Source organism: Nocardia sp. NBC_01730, from assembly GCF_035920445.1.
Lineage (GTDB): Bacteria > Actinomycetota > Actinomycetes > Mycobacteriales > Mycobacteriaceae > Nocardia.
Genome location: NZ_CP109162.1, coordinates 1,983,869 through 2,002,315 on the forward strand (window position 1 = coordinate 1,983,869; position 18,447 = coordinate 2,002,315).

Annotated in this window: 1 protein-coding gene (running past both ends of the window); it reads right to left on the minus strand. The window is 65.9% G+C overall.

The whole window is internal to a GNAT family N-acetyltransferase gene (locus OHB12_RS08035) on the minus strand: the coding sequence, 97,350 nt in all, runs 13,169 nt past the left edge and 65,734 nt past the right edge, and what appears here is coding positions 65,735–84,181 — codons 21,912 (partial) to 28,061 (partial); reading right to left, the first codon wholly in view occupies nt 18,443–18,445. Both codon boundaries (start and stop) fall beyond the window edges.

The window sequence follows — 18,447 nt, forward strand, 5'->3', positions numbered from 1 at the left end:
TGATGTCATCCTGCCCGAGATAGGCCGACGCCGCGGACAACAACCGGGATCCGATCCCCCGACCTTGCCACCCCTGCGACACATAAAGCGCGTCGATCTCATTGCCCTCGACACCGGCGAGGGCATGCGCGAACCCGATGACCCGACCATCCGCAGAACGCGCCACGAACAACCCCGGGTCCCCGGATTCCACAAGCCGGTTCCAGTACTCCTCGTGGAAGCGACCCGGTTTGTCCCGGAGCAGATGCGACCATTTCTCGCCCGACTGTTGATGTACAACTGCTGAAGCCAGAATGAAAGTCCGGCTGAAATCGGCACCGTCCCCGGGCGCGGCCGATCCGATCGTCACCGCGTCGACATCACCCGCCCGATCCTCGACCTGGCCGACGAATTCGTCGCCGTCGTATACCGCCTCCGACGGGGATGAATCGGGCGCATTGTCGGGCCCGGTCGTGGCTTCCTCCTCCGGCATCCCCGTGATGATCCCGTCCGGGCCGGCCAGACGGTAGGCGGCTCGATCTCCTTCGCGGAACGCGATTTTCGGGGTTGCGTACCGGTCGAAGCGAATGGCCGGCACGGTCCGGATATCGTCCGCGGCGTGGCTTGCCAGCCAGTCGGCGATCTTCTTGTCGCCGGTGTACTCGCGGACCACGCCCTCGGCATCGACTTCGCGGACCACCACCACGTTCTTGCCGTTGCGGCGGATGCACTTGACACCGAAGGCGTGGTGGCCCTGGTCGGCGAAGCTCATCACCGCGGCGATGGCACCGCCGTTGTCCCGCACATCGGCGATCGCCGCGGCCAGGTCGGGGTACTCGGTGGACCAGTCGCCACCCACGGCCCGGGCGTAGTGCTCCGCACGCACGTTTCGAGCCGCAGCCAGATCCCGCACCTGCATCAGCATCGAGGCAGAGACCATCGGCCCATATAGCGACACCTCGTCAACCCACTCATTGATGAAGTCGGCCACCGGCGGGGCGCAGGCGTCGATCCCCGCCAGCTGGTCCTTGCGGGCGTATTCGAAGGTGCCATCGGTATCCGCAGCCTGCGGCGAAGCCATGTCCGCCAAAGTTGCCGCCTGCGGCACATCGGTTTCGGGCGGCGCCTCCGGCAGGGTGGGATTCAGTTCGAACGGCGAGTGCCACACCTGCGCGGCCTGCTCGTAGGCGTGGCCGTAGGCCAGCAGTGAGGCTTCGCTGAACGGGCGGCCCACCAGAGTCATGCCATATGGCTGCGTGGTCTTCGGGTCGTATCCGATGGGCAGGGCCAGGCGGGGGAAGCCGGCCTTGTTGCTGATCATCCAGTCCGCGCCGTCGAGGAATACCATCGCGTCCAGGTTGTGTTCGGCGAGTTGAGCTTCCAAGACTCTCCGGGAAACGTCTTGGCGCTCGGCGAGGTTGGCCTGGTACTCCCCCTTCGTCGCCGGGTCGTTCAGGTCCATGGCATTGGCATCGGCCAGGTCGGCGTATCCGTATTTCGGCGGATGCTGCTCGTAGTAGCGCTCGAGGTCGTCCACCGACTTGACCGGAGCATCCGCAGGCAGCCCATCCAGGTATTCGTTGGTGCCGATCATGAAGTCGTACCATCCGGTAGGCAGCGTTTTCTCGACGGCGAACGGAGCCAATTCGACAATCTTGGCGCCCTGTTGCCGCAACACCTCCAAGGCTTGGTCGAACGCTCTGCGCCTGGTCCCGGTCGCGGTATTCGCCACCACACCGATCCGCTTGCCCCGCAGGGCATCTGCGGACAGGCCTGCCAGGTAATCCGGGCTGTCCGGACCGACCATTGCCCTCAGCAGCGCCGCCGCGTCTGCCACCGAGCGGGCTATCGGACCGGCAGTGTCATGGGTAGCGGACGTCATCATCCCGGCTGTGCTCACCAGCCCGTGGGTCGGCTTCAATCCGACCAGCATATTCAGGATCGCGGGGGTGATGATGGAGCCACTGGTCTCGGTGCCGACCGCCATCGCGACCAACCCGGCGGCCGGCGCCACCCCCGGGCCGGAACTGGAACCGCCCGGTGTCAGCTTCAGGTTGTACGGGTTGCGCGTCTGCCCCCCGAGCGAGCTGTAACCGGCAGGCATGCTGCCATCCATGGTATTGGCGAACTCGGTCATATTCGCCGTGCCGAGGATCACCACCCCGGCCGCGCGCAGGTTCGCCACCAGTTCGGCATCACCGACCGGGAAGGATTCCGCCAGTGCCTGGGAACCGGCCGTAGTGGGCATGCCTGCCACATCGATATTGGCCTTGATCAACACCGGAATGCCATGCAGCGGACCGCGGATATTGCCCGCGCGGCGCTCGGCGTCCAACTGGGCAGCTTCGCGTGCGGCATTCGGGTTCAGCGCCAGGACGGCGTTGAGCTGGGGGCCTTCCTCGCTCAGGGCCTGGATGCGCCGTTTGTACTCCGCGACCAGGTCGGCGGAGGTGATCCGACCATTGGTCATCGCCTGCTGGATGGCTCCGGCGTCGACGGCGTTCAGGTCGACGGGAAATTCGGGGGCGGTGTCGGTGGCAATGGGCTCAGGGGAAGAAATTTCGACTTCCGGCGACGTAGTCGGGTTGGAAGCCCCGGTGGTTGAGTTCAGCGGGATCAAGCCGTGGGCTTTGAAGAACGCGCGCACACTGGGATTCGGGCCGACCAGGTTTTCCAGTGCCTGGGGCAAGTCGAATTCTTCGTGGACATAGACATTCTCGCGCAGCCAGTCGCCGAGCTCCCGGGTGAGCCGGCCGCCGTTGTCGGCGATCATCTGCTCGACCTGTTCGGCGACATTGCGGCTGACCACTTCGGTCACCAGATAGGACCAGTACAGACCCGAGTAGGACCCGAAGCTGCCCAACTCGGAGAAGATGTGCCCGAACCACTGCGAGGTGAAGGAGTCCTGCAGTAGTGGCTGGTCCAGTCCGGCAGCAGCCATGGCCTCGCGCTCGAACTGCTTCACCGCTGCGGGCAGGTCTTCGCCGTCGGGTATGTCGGTAACGGCCAGTTTGCTCCACGCCAGGTCGAGGTGGGCGGAATACAGTCGCTCCAGAGTGCGCATCCCCTGGTTCGCCCTCGTCCACTCTTCCAGCCGGTCGAGTTTCGCGCGCGGCAAGGGCAAAGGCTCGCCGGTTTCGGGGTGGACCGCGTCGTAGTGGACCGCATAATGCTTCAGCACATCGGGGTGCAACCGGAAGATCTCGAACAGCTGGCCGGGGAATTCACCCCATCCGAACGACATCTGGCGATCGGCGCGCGCCAGGGTCCCGGTGCCGAGCAGGAAATTGACGACATGGCCGAACTCGTGGAACAGGCCCTTGACATTGATCCACTGCAACAGCATCGGTCCCGAGTCCGGTTTTTTCAGGTTGAGATTGCAGGCGATGATCGGGGTCTGGTCGCCCGGAGCGAACTTGGCGCGCACCACATCGGTCCACTCGCCGCCGTTCTTCACGTCCCGTGCGTACGGGTCGAACAGCACAATGCCGACCGAGGTTCCCTCAGCGTCGAAAACCTCGTACACCGTGGCATCTTTGTGGTATCGAGGCAAGTCTGGTCGTTCCTCGAACCGCAGTCCGAACAGTTTGTCCATGGCCAGGAACGCACCGCCGCGCACATTGTTCAATTCGAGGTAGGGTCGCAGTTCCTCGGAATCGATGTCGAGATCACGATCATTGACCAGTTCCCGGGCGTATCGCCAATCCCACGACTCCAGCCGGTCCACTCGGATCTCTTCGGCCAGGCACGTTACCTCTTCCCGGACTTTGGCTTCGGCGACGGGGAGAATGTCGGCCAAAATGTTCTCGATCGTTTCCGGACCGAACGGCTGCACCGCTGTCGCGTAATCCAAATGGTGCCGGTACCCCAAAAGCTCGGCCCGCTCCGCGCGCAATCGGGCTATCTGCACCAGCGGTCGGATATTGTCGTGTTTCCCGCCGACAGCCCGAGCTGTTGCCGCCTGGTGCAGCTTGCGGCGCATCTCCCGATCGTTCAGGTTGAGCATCACGGATTGGAGGTGACCGCTGGAGATCCCCTCGAATGTCAACAGATACCCGCCGAGGTCGCCGGCCGCAACGGCGGCAGCGTCGATCTGTTCGGGTGACAGGCCGTCCAGCTCGGCGACATCGGCGGTCCATAGCCCGCCGGTCTTGCCCACGGCGATCTGGTTGTTTTTGTACTCGGAATACAGCTTCGACAATTCGACATCGATCTCGACCAAGCGCTCGCGCACCTCGACGGTCCGTGTCATGCCGGCACGGACGAAATCGGTCAACAGCCGCTCCAGATACGCCGAATCCTCCTTGCCCAACTCCAATTCCGCTTGTGCCATGCGCAAGCTCAGGTCGACGACCCGGTCGAACAGCTTCTGATCGGTGCGGACTTCGCTGCGGTGCCGGGACCGAAGTTCGGCCATCCGCGGCGCGATCGCCTCGATATCGGGTCGGTTGTGCGAAGAGGCCAGCACCGCGAACACCTGGTACACCTTGCCGAGCAACTCGCCGGAACGCGCCAGCGGCGCCAGGGTGTTCTCCACCGTCGCCGCATCCGGGTTCGCCGTGATCGCCTCGATCTCCTTGCGACGCAAGAAAATCGCATACTCCATGGCAGCAAGAAGATCCGCGCCGACGATCCGGTCCAGCCTCGGCACCGAATGCGGCTGCCAGGTTCCGTCCCCCTGGAACAGCGCCATGGCCGCAGGTGGGTCGGTCACCATCAGTTCCAGCGGCTCGAGCCTTGCCCTGCCTGCCGTATCCGGACTACCCGCGTCGCCGCGGTGGGCGGTGGTCGCGGTGTCGGCCCACGGGTCGTCTCCGCGCATGTAGTCCTTGACCTTGCTCGGTGGCAAAGCCCGCACCACCCGGATTGCGTAGAAGGCCACCGCATGCTGCATCCCCCCCGGAGTCCATGCACCTGGACTCCACTTTTTCACCTCGAGGAGCTCTTCGGTCATCCCCTCGTCCAGATAGTGGGTGAACAGATCGCGTTGTTCCGCGTCCAGCCACACCGACATGGCTGCGCGCACCTCGTCGGGATCGCGATCCCACAGCCTGCGCACCAACGCCAGCGCCTCGGGTCCGGACATCCGTCCCGCGCCGACTTCGAAAGCAGGCAAGTCGTCCGGCAACGCCGCATCGGCCCACCGCTGCATCAGATGACTGTCGACGCCGTCCGGCAGCGGAGCGAGCGACGCCCCGAGGACGACAGCCATTGCCCGGACCCCCGACCGCTGGATTCGGCGCACTTCCAACGCGGTCAGGCCGAACTCGGCAGCAAGCTCCTCGATCGACCGAGCCCCGACGCCGTGCAGCCTGGTCAGCACGGTCCGCGGGATCTCGTCGAGCAGACCGACCGCAGCATGGAATTCCCGGTCGGTCACCGCCGACAATGCCGCCCGTTCCCGCTCGTCGAAGACATCTTCCAGGAGCGAATTCCGGAACCGCGCCTCCCGATGCGGCTGGAGGCGCTCGGCCAGAGTGTCCCAGTACCTCGAGCGGAACCAGTCTCCGACCCTGGGTCCATCCGGCGCTGTCAAGACGACAGCGCGTATCCATGCACGAATCTCGGCATGGATTTCCGCCGCCACCCCGGTATCCGGTGCGACCTCCTCGACACGGCCAGTCAGCTCGGGGAGCAGGTGATGCCACAACGCGTCGAACGCCGCCGGGTCGCGCTGCGCCGCTCGCACCAACGCATCGAGCTCGTCTTCGTTCGGGCTGCGCCCGAACATCACCTCCATCGGCAACCGTCGACCCTGATCACCGATGGCCACCAGCTCGCCTTCGAGTGCCACCGCACCCCAAACGCGGCTGGGCTCAACATGATCCAGATCCCACTGCGCGAAATCGGTGCCCTCGTCATCCGCCCCGTCCAAAACCACCACCCGGCCGCCGCGGTTCTCCAACACCACCACATGCCCCATCGCGGAACCGTCGTACTCCTCCAACAACAACGCGGTGGCGCCATCCCCAGCATCGAGCACCGCCCGGGCAAGCGCGGCACGATCATCGAATCCACCCGGACGGACATCATGCAGCGCTGCGGTGATCCGGGCACCGGAGACACCGTTCGGGCCGACCGGCCCCAACTCCGACAGGTCCACCAGATCCGTCCACCCGTGATCACGCACCAACCGGCCCAACGCCACCTCGGCACAGTCGTTGACGTGCCCCGGATCGTCGTGCGGCACCCACGGTTGCACGGGGTCGGGAATCGAGGCCGACTCGGCCGTCGGCAGCAGATCCGCTGGCGGGATCCACGGCGCGTCGGTCCGGGCGACGGGCGCGACGGTCTGGTTGTCATTGCGCCGGACCCGCGCACTGCTCTCAGCTGGTTGTCGCCATGGACGATCACCATCGCCGGACTCATCGACGGTGAACACCGCCTCGTGGGTATCGGGGTCGTCCGTGGTTTCGCGCTCGATCACGACGCTGGTCAGCACCACGCCGTCGCGGACCACGAACCGGCCGTGCAGGATCCGCGGCAACGGCGGGCCGCCGTCCACCGTCGAGCAGTCGTCGACCAGTAGCTCCGCGGCGAAGGTGCGGGTGTCCGGGTCGATGGTGATACGTGTGTCCTCGAAGCCGAGAGACCGCTCGGTCAGCGGGAACCAGGCCTTGAACACACACTCCTTGGCCGAGAACATCACTTGGGACCATTGGATGTCGTCCCGAGTCCCCATGGTGGCCAGCCATTGCTTTTCCGCGCGGAGGGCGAGTCCTTCCGCCCCCCTCGCTCGATTTCCTTCGGCGTCTACGCCGATCGAACGGATCCGGTCGGTCGAAGCCGCCACTGCCAAGGCGTATCTGCCGTCCGCGCCGCGGGTGTGGGTGATACTCCCGGTCGTACCGGTCGGCCAGATCGGCATCCCGGTCGCACCTTTCCCGCGCCGCAGAACAGGCGTGTCCGGGACACCGAGCTTGTTCAACGCGCGGCGGGCGCAAGCGCGCCCGTGGGTGATGTCGTACACCTGTCCGGGACGCGTGCCATCCGTTATCAGTACCTGCTCTTCGGGCAGCAGCGCGGCGGTCGGATCTTCACCGACGATTTCCGCCGCCATGACCCCGGCGGGCAATCCGAGGCCATCGGCGATCATGCCCAAGGAACTGGCCGGTCCTATGCCATTCGCGGTCTCGACGACTATGTCCGGCCGACCTGCACGCCAGCCCAGCCGCTCGATCTCGGCATTCACCCGAGCCGTTCGTCCCGGCTTCGTCCGGCCCTTCCCAGCCAAGATGCTGTCCAACACAGACACCGTCACCCTGGCAGCCTTGGCCACATGCGCCTTGGTCACCCGGCGCAGTGGACCGCGCGCCAGATAACGCTGCACCAGATCGGCCGGTAATTCCGCAACAAGAGTCAGCGAAAGCCGACGCATCGTCAACGGAACGAGCTTCCTTTTAACACCCAGTGTTTCGGCAACTTCATCGGCTGATTTTCCTTGCTGCAGGTACAGGTCGGCGTGCTTCTGCTCCAGCGAGGAGAGCACATCTCGATGGATCGTCACCACATCCGACTTGGACTGGATCGCTTCCAGCAGCACCCAAGCTTCGCTCCCGGTCATCATCACGCCAGTCGAAAGCCAGGTGGAAAGCAGCGGCACAATGGTGCCCCGCATATCGCGGACCTGATCCCGGGGGATACCGAGTCGCTCCGCAGTGTGACCGATGGTGGCCATTTCCACGCACAGCAGTGCGGCTGCCTCCCGGAACTCCGAATCCAGCAGTCGGATTCCCGCCTCGCGCTGCTCCGGATCCGATTCCTGGATGATCCGGAATGCCCTCCCGCGCCGCGACTGTTCGGCAGTTCCACCGTGCCGAACCGCAGGGACAGACGATTGCCCCTCTGGGTTGTCCAGCACAACCCCCTGCCGATCCGGCCGCCAACCGAGCCGTGCTGCCTCCCGCTTGATCCGTTCCTCAGTCTGCGGATCTACCGTCCCCCCGTGCAGGCCTTTCCACGCCTGTGCCTTGCTCACGCCGGCGGCAGCGGCCACATCCTCCAATGTGACGCGGTGCAGTGGACCGTTGCTCAGATACCGCTGCACGAGTTCGGCGGGAAGATTGCGCATCAAAACCTGGGCCATCCGGTACAGTGTGTTCTTGATATCCGGGTTGCCGGTTTCGTCCGCCAATTCCGCAAGGCTCAGATTCCGACCCAGGTACAAGTCGAAGCACTTCTGCTGCAGCGGAGAAAGTTCCAGTCGCAGCCGCTCCAATTCGACCTTGTCGTATCTGATCACAGCTTCGACCAGCATCAACGCAGCTCCATCGGAAGCGCCACCACGCAGATAGTTTTTGATCAGCGCCGAAGGCATCCGGCTGGTCAATTCCTGCGCTATCCGATTCAGCGAATGCTCGACTTTCTTTTCGCTCGGGCTCCGCCCCTGCGCGAAGTGGAGTTCGACGAGATTTTTCGACTGATTGGGCAGTTCGGAAAGATGCTGTTGCACCACCTGCGGCTCGTGAATCATGATTTTTCGCAGGATTGCCGCAGCCCGAGCCGGGCTGAGCTCCACACCACCTCTCGACAAAATTTCGAGAGAGTCGGTGATTCGATTCCTCATCCTATGGATCGCTTCGGGTTCTTGCTCAAGCACAATCGCCACCACCGAGGCAGGCAGATCCATCAGAAACAGCAACTGGGCGGCTTCTCTGCGCTTCCTCGGCAGTTTCTTGATCAACCGGCGCAGTTCGGACCGATCCATTCGACGGATTCGGCGCAGCTTCTTGCCGTACGGAGAGCCATCCTGCGCCGGCTGCACCCTCGGGATCGGCGAGTCCGCCGGGCCGCCATCGATGGTGACCGCCGAGCGCATCCCCTCGCGCAGCCGCCGGAAGCCGATCTCATCCGCAGCGGTCCGCACTCGCGCATCATTGTCCGATCCCGCCTGGGCCGCGTCGCCGAGCACCCGGTTGGCGGTGGTCTTACTCACCCCGGCTCGCAACACCACGTCCGGTATGCCCATCCGCCGCAGCGTGCCGTTTCCGACATACCGTTCCCGCACCTCCTCCGAAAGCACCGGAGCGACAGCGACCAGAACGTTTTTCAGCGTTCGCCGGACATCATCGCGGGAAATTCCCCGTTCGGCCGCGATTGCCGTCATGGTCTTTCCCTGGTCGAGGTATCGGGTGCAGTTTTCCCGGTCTTCCTCGGAGAGATCCGCCAACAGTGGCGTCACGAGATCCTGCTCCTGCGCATACACCGCTTCCAGCAAAAGCAAAGAGGCGCCTGCCGTCAACTTGCGCCGCCGAGTCATCGAACGTTGCCGCCGAGCCACCACATCCGCATCGACAAGCCGACCGGTCAATTGTCTGATCAGTTCGTGCAACTGCGCTCGGATCGTCTTCTCCGGGATGTTCATCACCGCGGAAATATCGGCTGCAGGCTGCCCCAGCAGCCACCGCAACAGGTACTCCTGTCGAATCGGATGCAGATCCGACAGGAATTCCTGAATCTCGTTCAGGCGCAGCTGTTTGACCGCCCGCAGAATGGCAACTTCCGCGGCAACCCCGGGGAACACCTCCGCCCACCGCCCGCTTACCGCGAGCAGATCCCGCAGCGACTCACCGCCGGCCGTCAATACTTCCGACAGTGTCGCGCCCTGCAACTGCGACCGAATAATCGCCGACCGCAACTGATCACGGGCATCGTCGATCATCTGCGCCGCGTGCGCGGCATCGTCCGGATTCCCGAGCATTGCCGCCAACTCTTCGGGCGAATACCCTTCGATGTCGGCCAGACGCAGCACCATCTGCGTCCGATCCGGCAATCCGGCCAACGCATGTCCGACCACCGTATTCGCCAAATTCGGGTCGTTCTCCGCAGACTGCCTGGAAGCCACCTCGTTCGCCATTCGATCCAGCACATCGCTGTCGTCGACGAGCCGTTGCGTTTTGGCGCGACCATAGAATTTAGCGACCACACTTTCTGCCGTCGCCGTCAGATATCCGCCGAAGTTTTGCACCTCAGTGCTGGCGGCCAACATTTCGTACATCGCCGAGAAGCTTTCAGCAACCAAGTCCTCGACATTCTCCGAATCCTCGTCGGCATTGACACGCCGACGCAGCATCCCGCGAATTCTCCGGACATGTCTGCTGTACAATTCCGCGAACACAGCCGTATTTCCAGATCTGAATTCGGCTACCAGCTCCCGGTCGCGTTCGTCGTTTGCCGCGCGTGCTGCCGCCTCCTCCGGCTCCAGGTCCCGGCCGAAGGTGCGGTCGTCGGGCAACAGCCGTCGAGTCTCGTCGTCCACCTTGCGTACGATTCGGCCGTTCTCGACCACAACGGCCCAGACCGCGGGTGAATCCGGACGATCCGGATCCGCGTCCCAGGTGTCGAAGTCGATGTCCGGCAGGCCTGGTCGGACGACCACCACCCGACCGCCGCCGCGGTGCACCAGCAACACCGCATGGCCCATACCGGAATCGCCGTACATCTCGAACATCGCCGCCGCAGCACCGGGTTCGCGGTCGGCCAGCCGGGCGACCACCTCGGCCCGGTCCGCGAATTCCGTCGGCTCGGCGGGCAGCGCCGCGTTGATCCGGCCACCCGAGGTGCCCTCTGGTCCGGCCTCGCCCAGGGCTACCCAGTCCACCAGCTGGGTCATGGTGACGTCTTCCAGGCCCGCCAGGGTCACCTGCGCGCAGTCGTTGCGGTGGCCGGGGTCTTCGTGCGACAGCCACACCGGACCCAGTCCGCTCGGCTGGGCATCGTGCGGGCCGGGAGTGCGGTCGTGCACCAGGAACGGGAGCGCACCGCTGTCCGTCCGGGGCAGCGTAGATCCCTCGACGATCCCCTCGGCGACCCCGGCCGGAGCACCCATGACCTCCCCCAGCCGCACCCGGGCCGGCGGCAGCAGCTGGTGGACAGCCAGCTCGGCGGCGTACCGGTCCTTGTCGCGTTCCGGCTCGCTGAGCGCGCCCAGGCCACTGTCGACATAGGGCAGGAACTGTCCGTCGCGTTCGCGCTGCCGAGCCCGCTCCGCCTCGGGATCTGCCAGGCGGTCGGTGATTTTCAGCTTGCGGGCGTTGCGCTCCATCCAGGCCTGGTGCACCTCGTCGCTGATGTACTCCCGGATCAGCCGCCGCTGTGCCACCGTATTCCGTTGGTGCAGTTCGCCGTCGGCGATCAGCTGAGCCGCGACCCGCAGCGCTGCTTCGGCAGTGGCCAGGTTCTCCCATTGGTAGTCCGCGGGCAGATCCCAGAACTCGGTATTGGCGAGATCGACCTGGTCGGTGCCGTGTGCGGCAATCCAGTCCGGATCCACGGTTGATTTGAAGCGCTCCTCGAACTGGAGCACCGCACCGGTTCGCGGATCGACCTTCCGCTCCGCGGCAGTCAACCGCCGGGGACTGCGCCACTTTTCATGCATCTGCCGGGCGACCTGGAAGATATCGGCCGCGGTGAACCGCGACCGGCCCAGCACAGACGCGTCGATCCGGCCGAAATCCTCGATCCGGCCCTGGTCCTGCTGCGCAGCCGCGAACAGCTGCGACTGCTCCCACAGCAGCTGAGCCCGCCGCCGGTAGGCGGGCGAGACCCGGTACAGCCGCAGGTCGAAGTCGGTTCGGCCCGCCGCGGTTCTCGGACGCCGGTACACGGCGGAACCCTCATCGCCGCCGGGAATCGATTCGGGCACAGCGGACGCATTCGACTGCACCGAACCACCGGCCGGTTCCGGAACAGGCTGTTCCGGATCCTGTTCGTGATCGGGGTCTTCCGGTGTCCGGCGGTCCCGACCGAAGTACCGGTCGTCGGGCAGCTGCGACTTCGGATCGCCCAGGTCCGGCACGATCCGACGCTTCTCGGCCACCACCGCCCACAGCTGGGTCGGTTCCGGGCGATCCGCGGCCCAGGTGTCGAAGTCGGTGTCCGGCCACCCCTCCTGAACAACGACCACGCGGCCGCCGCCTCGGTGCACCAGCAGGACCGCATGGCCCATGCCGGTCTCGTCGTAGACCTCGAACATGGCTGCCGCCGCACCGGCTTTCCGCCCGGCCAGCGCGGCGATCACGGCGACCCGGCTCTCGAAGCCGGGCGGTGGGAAGCCCAGGGCCGCATTGATCTGTCCGCCCGAGGCGCCCGCCGAACCGGCGCGGCCCAGGGCCCGCCGGTTCGCCAGCTCGATTCCGGTGGCCTTTTCCAGCCCCGACAGGGTCACGTGGGCACAGTCGTTGCGGTGTCCGGGATCGCCGTGCAGTGCGGTTGCAGACAGGTTTCGGAGCAGCCGCCGCCATCCACCGGGTGCGCTGCCGTCACCGATGCCGGGCTCGGGCATTGCCTCGGCAGCCCGGTGAATCGCGAAATCCTCTTCGTCGGAACGCAGTCCGTACTCGCCCTCGGATCCCGCAACCACCGTCGGGCGGCCGTGTCTGTCCAGGAATACCGCCGAGATCGGGTGGTCCTGGGCCGGGGGCACGAAGTCGGGCCGGAGTGCTTTCGCGCCCGGGGTGCGGTATTCGATGCGCACGGAGCCGTCGTCGGCGACGCGGCGCACCAGCCAGAACGGGCTGCTGCCTGCGGGGTCGAGCACGGCCACGCCCACCCCGTCACCGCTGCCGGGCACCATGTCGTCCAACTGCGCACCCCAGGCATCCAGCCGAGCTGCTGCCTCGGCTGCCCCGGACAGCTCCTGGGCCCGGTACCCGCCCAGCGCCCATTCCACATCGCTGAGCAGCACCGCGCTCGACTCGGAATACAGCTTCGACAATTCGACATCGATCTCGACCAAGCGCTCGCGCACCTCGACGGTCCGTGTCATGCCGGCACGGACGAAATCGGTCAACAGCCGCTCCAGATACGCCGAATCCTCCTTGCCCAACTCCAATTCCGCTTGTGCCATGCGCAAGCTCAGGTCGACGACCCGGTCGAACAGCTTCTGATCGGTGCGGACTTCGCTGCGGTGCCGGGACCGAAGTTCGGCCATCCGCGGCGCGATCGCCTCGATATCGGGTCGGTTGTGCGAAGAGGCCAGCACCGCGAACACCTGGTACACCTTGCCGAGCAACTCGCCGGAACGCGCCAGCGGCGCCAGGGTGTTCTCCACCGTCGCCGCATCCGGGTTCGCCGTGATCGCCTCGATCTCCTTGCGACGCAAGAAAATCGCATACTCCATGGCAGCAAGAAGATCCGCGCCGACGATCCGGTCCAGCCTCGGCACCGAATGCGGCTGCCAGGTTCCGTCCCCCTGGAACAGCGCCATGGCCGCAGGTGGGTCGGTCACCATCAGTTCCAGCGGCTCGAGCCTTGCCCTGCCTGCCGTATCCGGACTACCCGCGTCGCCGCGGTGGGCGGTGGTCGCGGTGTCGGCCCACGGGTCGTCTCCGCGCATGTAGTCCTTGACCTTGCTCGGTGGCAAAGCCCGCACCACCCGGATTGCGTAGAAGGCCACCGCATGCTGCATCCCCCCCGGAGTCCATGCACCTGGACTCCACTTTTTCACCTCGAGGAGCTCTTCGGTCATCCCCTCGTCCAGATAGTGGGTGAACAGATCGCGTTGTTCCGCGTCCAGCCACACCGACATGGCTGCGCGCACCTCGTCGGGATCGCGATCCCACAGCCTGCGCACCAACGCCAGCGCCTCGGGTCCGGACATCCGTCCCGCGCCGACTTCGAAAGCAGGCAAGTCGTCCGGCAACGCCGCATCGGCCCACCGCTGCATCAGATGACTGTCGACGCCGTCCGGCAGCGGAGCGAGCGACGCCCCGAGGACGACAGCCATTGCCCGGACCCCCGACCGCTGGATTCGGCGCACTTCCAACGCGGTCAGGCCGAACTCGGCAGCAAGCTCCTCGATCGACCGAGCCCCGACGCCGTGCAGCCTGGTCAGCACGGTCCGCGGGATCTCGTCGAGCAGACCGACCGCAGCATGGAATTCCCGGTCGGTCACCGCCGACAATGCCGCCCGTTCCCGCTCGTCGAAGACATCTTCCAGGAGCGAATTCCGGAACCGCGCCTCCCGATGCGGCTGGAGGCGCTCGGCCAGAGTGTCCCAGTACCTCGAGCGGAACCAGTCTCCGACCCTGGGTCCATCCGGCGCTGTCAAGACGACAGCGCGTATCCATGCACGAATCTCGGCATGGATTTCCGCCGCCACCCCGGTATCCGGTGCGACCTCCTCGACACGGCCAGTCAGCTCGGGGAGCAGGTGATGCCACAACGCGTCGAACGCCGCCGGGTCGCGCTGCGCCGCTCGCACCAACGCATCGAGCTCGTCTTCGTTCGGGCTGCGCCCGAACATCACCTCCATCGGCAACCGTCGACCCTGATCACCGATGGCCACCAGCTCGCCTTCGAGTGCCACCGCACCCCAAACGCGGCTGGGCTCAACATGATCCAGATCCCACTGCGCGAAATCGGTGCCCTCGTCATCCGCCCCGTCCAAAACCACCACCCGGCCGCCGCGGTTCTCCAACACCACCACATGCCCCATCGCGGAACCGTCGTACTCCTCCAACAACAACGCGGTGGCGCCATCCCCAGCATCGAGCACCGCCCGGGCAAGCGCGGCACGATCATCGAATCCACCCGGACGGACATCATGCAGCGCTGCGGTGATCCGGGCACCGGAGACACCGTTCGGGCCGACCGGCCCCAACTCCGACAGGTCCACCAGATCCGTCCACCCGTGATCACGCACCAACCGGCCCAACGCCACCTCGGCACAGTCGTTGACGTGCCCCGGATCGTCGTGCGGCACCCACGGTTGCACGGGGTCGGGAATCGAGGCCGACTCGGCCGTCGGCAGCAGATCCGCTGGCGTGGCGAGCAACGTGCCGGTCGCTGGTTCCCCCGCAGGCCCGGTCTGCTCCGCACCGTAGTTCTCCCGCTCGATCGCGACGGCGGCAATGACAATGCCGTCGCGAACAACGAACCGGCCGTGCAGGATCCGCGGCAGCGGGGGGCCACCGTCGGCGGAGAAGCGGTAGTCCACCAATAGCTCCGCGGTGAAGGTGCGTGTCTTCGGGTCGACGGTGATGTGGGTGTCGGCCATCGAAAGGTCGCGTTCGGTCACCGTGAACCAGGCTTCGGACACACTCGCCTGGGCCGAGCTCAGCACTCTGTTCCAGTGGATGCCGTCCCCGGTGTCCACCTCCCGAAGCCAGGCCTGTTCCTCGGGGCGGAAAAGCTGCTCCTGCTCTGCTGCCGACGTGTGCGGCTGAGCGTCCACCGCGACCGCGCGGAACCGATCGGTCGCAGCCACCGCCAAGTCATAGCCGCGGGCATGGGTGATACTTCCGCTCGTGCCCGCCGGCCACTGTGGCAGGTCTCGCGGCCCCGAAGCTGTCTGCACTCTTCGCCGCAGGATAGGGAGTTCCGGCAGGCCGAGCTTGTTCAGCGCGCGCCGAGCACAGGTATGCCCGTTGACGACGTCTTGGTCGGATATGCCAGATTCTGCGAAGATCTCCGCCGCAACCACCCCGGCGGGCAGGGCGAGACCGTCGGCCAGCATGCCTGCCAGACCCGGCGGTTCGACGATCCCGTCCGGTGTTACGACCACCACGCCTTTCCGTTCCGGTGTATACCCCAGCAGTTCCAACTCGGCATCGACTCGAGCCTCCTGCGGCGTCGAACGATCTGGCTTGTCGATGATCCGGTCCAGCACCCGGCGGGTGATCCCGACTGCAGCAGCAATATCCGCCTTGGTCACCCGGCGATATGTTCCCCGGTTCAGATACCGCATCACCAGCTCCGGGGATAGTTCCCCGAGCACCGTCAACGCCATCCTGCCCAGTTCCTCATGCAGCGAATGCGCTGTGATACCAGCCGATTCGGCGGTCGCCTTCATGGAAAGTCCGCGCACGAAGTAGGGCTCGGCACGACCCCACTGGTTCCGGGTCAATCTGGCGCGGTGCGGCGTCACCACGTCCGAACGGCTCTGGATCGCCTCGAGCAGCAGCAGCGCCTGCTCCTCGCTCAACACCACACCAGTGGACAGCGTCAGCGCCAACTGAGGTCCGAGCCGCTGCTGCGCGCCGGCGACCTGCCCGAAGGACATGTCGAGTCGTTCCGCCACGGTGGCGTTGGGCAGTTCTTCCACGAATAGCAGCCGAGCGCTCTTCCGATGCCGCTCGGGCAGCAGTTCGACCGCGGCCAGCCGGTCCGCAGACGATGCTGCCAGGACTGTCCGAGTCGCCCGGCCCCGGTGCGGACCGCCTGCATTCGCACCGGCCTCGACGGCCGGGACCGGGGAATGTCCGTGCGCCCGACCGACTACCACGCCTTGCCGGCCCGGGCGCCATCCGAGCCGGTGAGCCTCGGCCCATACCAGATCAGCGGTGTCGGGATCCGCGGAGCGGCCATTGAGCACATCCCAGGCCGGATGATCGCTCACCCCGGCCGCTGCGGCCACATCGTCCACGGTGAGCCTGTGCAGCGACCCCTGGCTCAGATACCGCGCCACCAACTCCTCCGGGAGCCAGCGCATCAGGGTCTGAGCCATGCGATAGACGTTGACGTACGCCGCATCCGGTGAGCATGCTCGGCGCCGGGCGATTTCGGCCACCGTGTTGTCGTCCATCAGGTATTGCTCGAAGAACTCCTGCTGTCGCGGCGGCAAATACGCGTACATCTGCCGCAGCACCGCGGCGTCGTATCGATAGACCGCCTCCACCAAGGCCAGCGCGGCACTGTCGGATGCACCACCCCGCAGATACCGATGCTGCAGACCCGGCGACAGTCCCGAAATCACCGTGGTGGCAATCCGATATACCCGGGTCAAGACCGTGCCGAGCTTCTCTCCGGTGGCGGCTGCGATATCCGCAGCTGATTGCCCGGCTTCGAAATGCCGGCGGTAACACTCGGCTTCCTCGTCGGTCAGCAAACCCAGATGCGGTGTCAACTCCTGCGGGTCGTGTCGCACCACCCGGCGCAACATTGCCGCCGCCTCACCTGGGAGCAGCGACCTGCGTCTGGGCAACAGAGCCGCGAGCCCTCCGGCAATCACTTTCTTTCGCGCACCGATCGTTGTTTCGGCGCACCTGTAATGCTGCGCCAATTCGGCCTGCGGCACCTTGTCCACGAACAGCCGCCGCGCAAGCAGCCGCTGTGCGCGCGGCAGCTGCGGTATCAACTGTTGCAACTCGGTTCGGCTCACCGACTCGACAATCCTGTCGGGCTCGACAATCCCGGCGGCGGTGTCCTTGCATTCAGCGGGCGACACCACCGGGGCGGCAATGCCCGGAGCGGGCAGGGTTTTCTCCAGGGGTGGCAGCACGTCGAGTTCGTGCACCAGCTGCCGGACCCCGCCCTCCAGCAAAGGCGAGACCAGCGCCGGGTCGATGCCGAGCGACGAGGCAACCTCGCGCGGTGAGCGAGGCTTGCCCAGAAACAACGCCGTCAGCACTAACCGGTGCCGGTGCCCGAGCCTCCGGAAGGCCCACCGGAAGGTTCGGTCATCGGCCGTGGACAAGGTTTCCCGCTGTTCCGGTTGCCGAGTCACTTGCTCGAGCTCCCACCGGAACCGGGTGTGCCGCACGAATGCCTCTCGCTCCTCCAGCAGCTCGTAGAGCGCGTCGAGGAATGCTCCCGGCCGCCGTTCCGCGGGGACCGAGTCGAAAGCAGCGCGGACCCTTTCGCCCACCGCAGCGGTAATGGTGTCGGCTGCCGCCGGACGCCGCAGCCGCGCCAGCGCGCGCCGGTGCACTTCCGGGCGGTATTGCTGCCACAGCGCGTCGAACTCCGTATCCCTCGGACCATCGACGGAGTCCTCCGGGCGGTGACCGACCCACTCCGCGATGTTCACGCCCGCCGCAAGTGTTTCGAGTCGTTTTCGCAACCGGTCGAAGGCCGTCGGATCTGTTCGGGCATTCGCTGCAAACCCGCGCAGCCGCGCATCGTCACCGCTGTGGTCCACCGGCCTCGGATCCCGGCCGAACGTCCGATCGTCCGGCAGCGGCGAGTCCGGGTCGCCCAGACGCGGCACGATCCCACGCCCGTTCTCGACCACCGTCGCCCACACCTGCGTCGACTCCAGACGATCCAGATCCGCAACCCAAGTCTCGAAGTCGACACCCTCCTGCCCCGGTCGGACCACCACGACCCGACCACCACCGCGGTGCACCAACAACACCGCATGGCCCATGCCGGACTCGCCGTACACCTCGAACATCGCCGCCGCCGCACCGGCCTTCTGCCCCACCAACGCCGCCACCACCGCAGCCCTATCCGCAAACTCCGCCGGCTCGACAGGCAAGGCCCTGTTGATCCGACCACCCGACGTCCCCTCGAGCCCCGCCTCGCCCAGCACCTCCCAGTTCACCAGCTCGGTCCGGGTCTCGGCTTCCAAGCCCGCCAGCGTCACCTGGACACAATCATTGACATGCCCGGGGTCTTCGTGCGATATCCAGTCCTGCGGCCGAGGTGTGGTCGCATTCAGAGTGGACTCCGCGCGAGCCGCCCGTCTATCGAGCGGCGAGCCGGCCGAGGCTGACCGCGCCGGTCGCTCGGTCCCGTCTTGCCGGG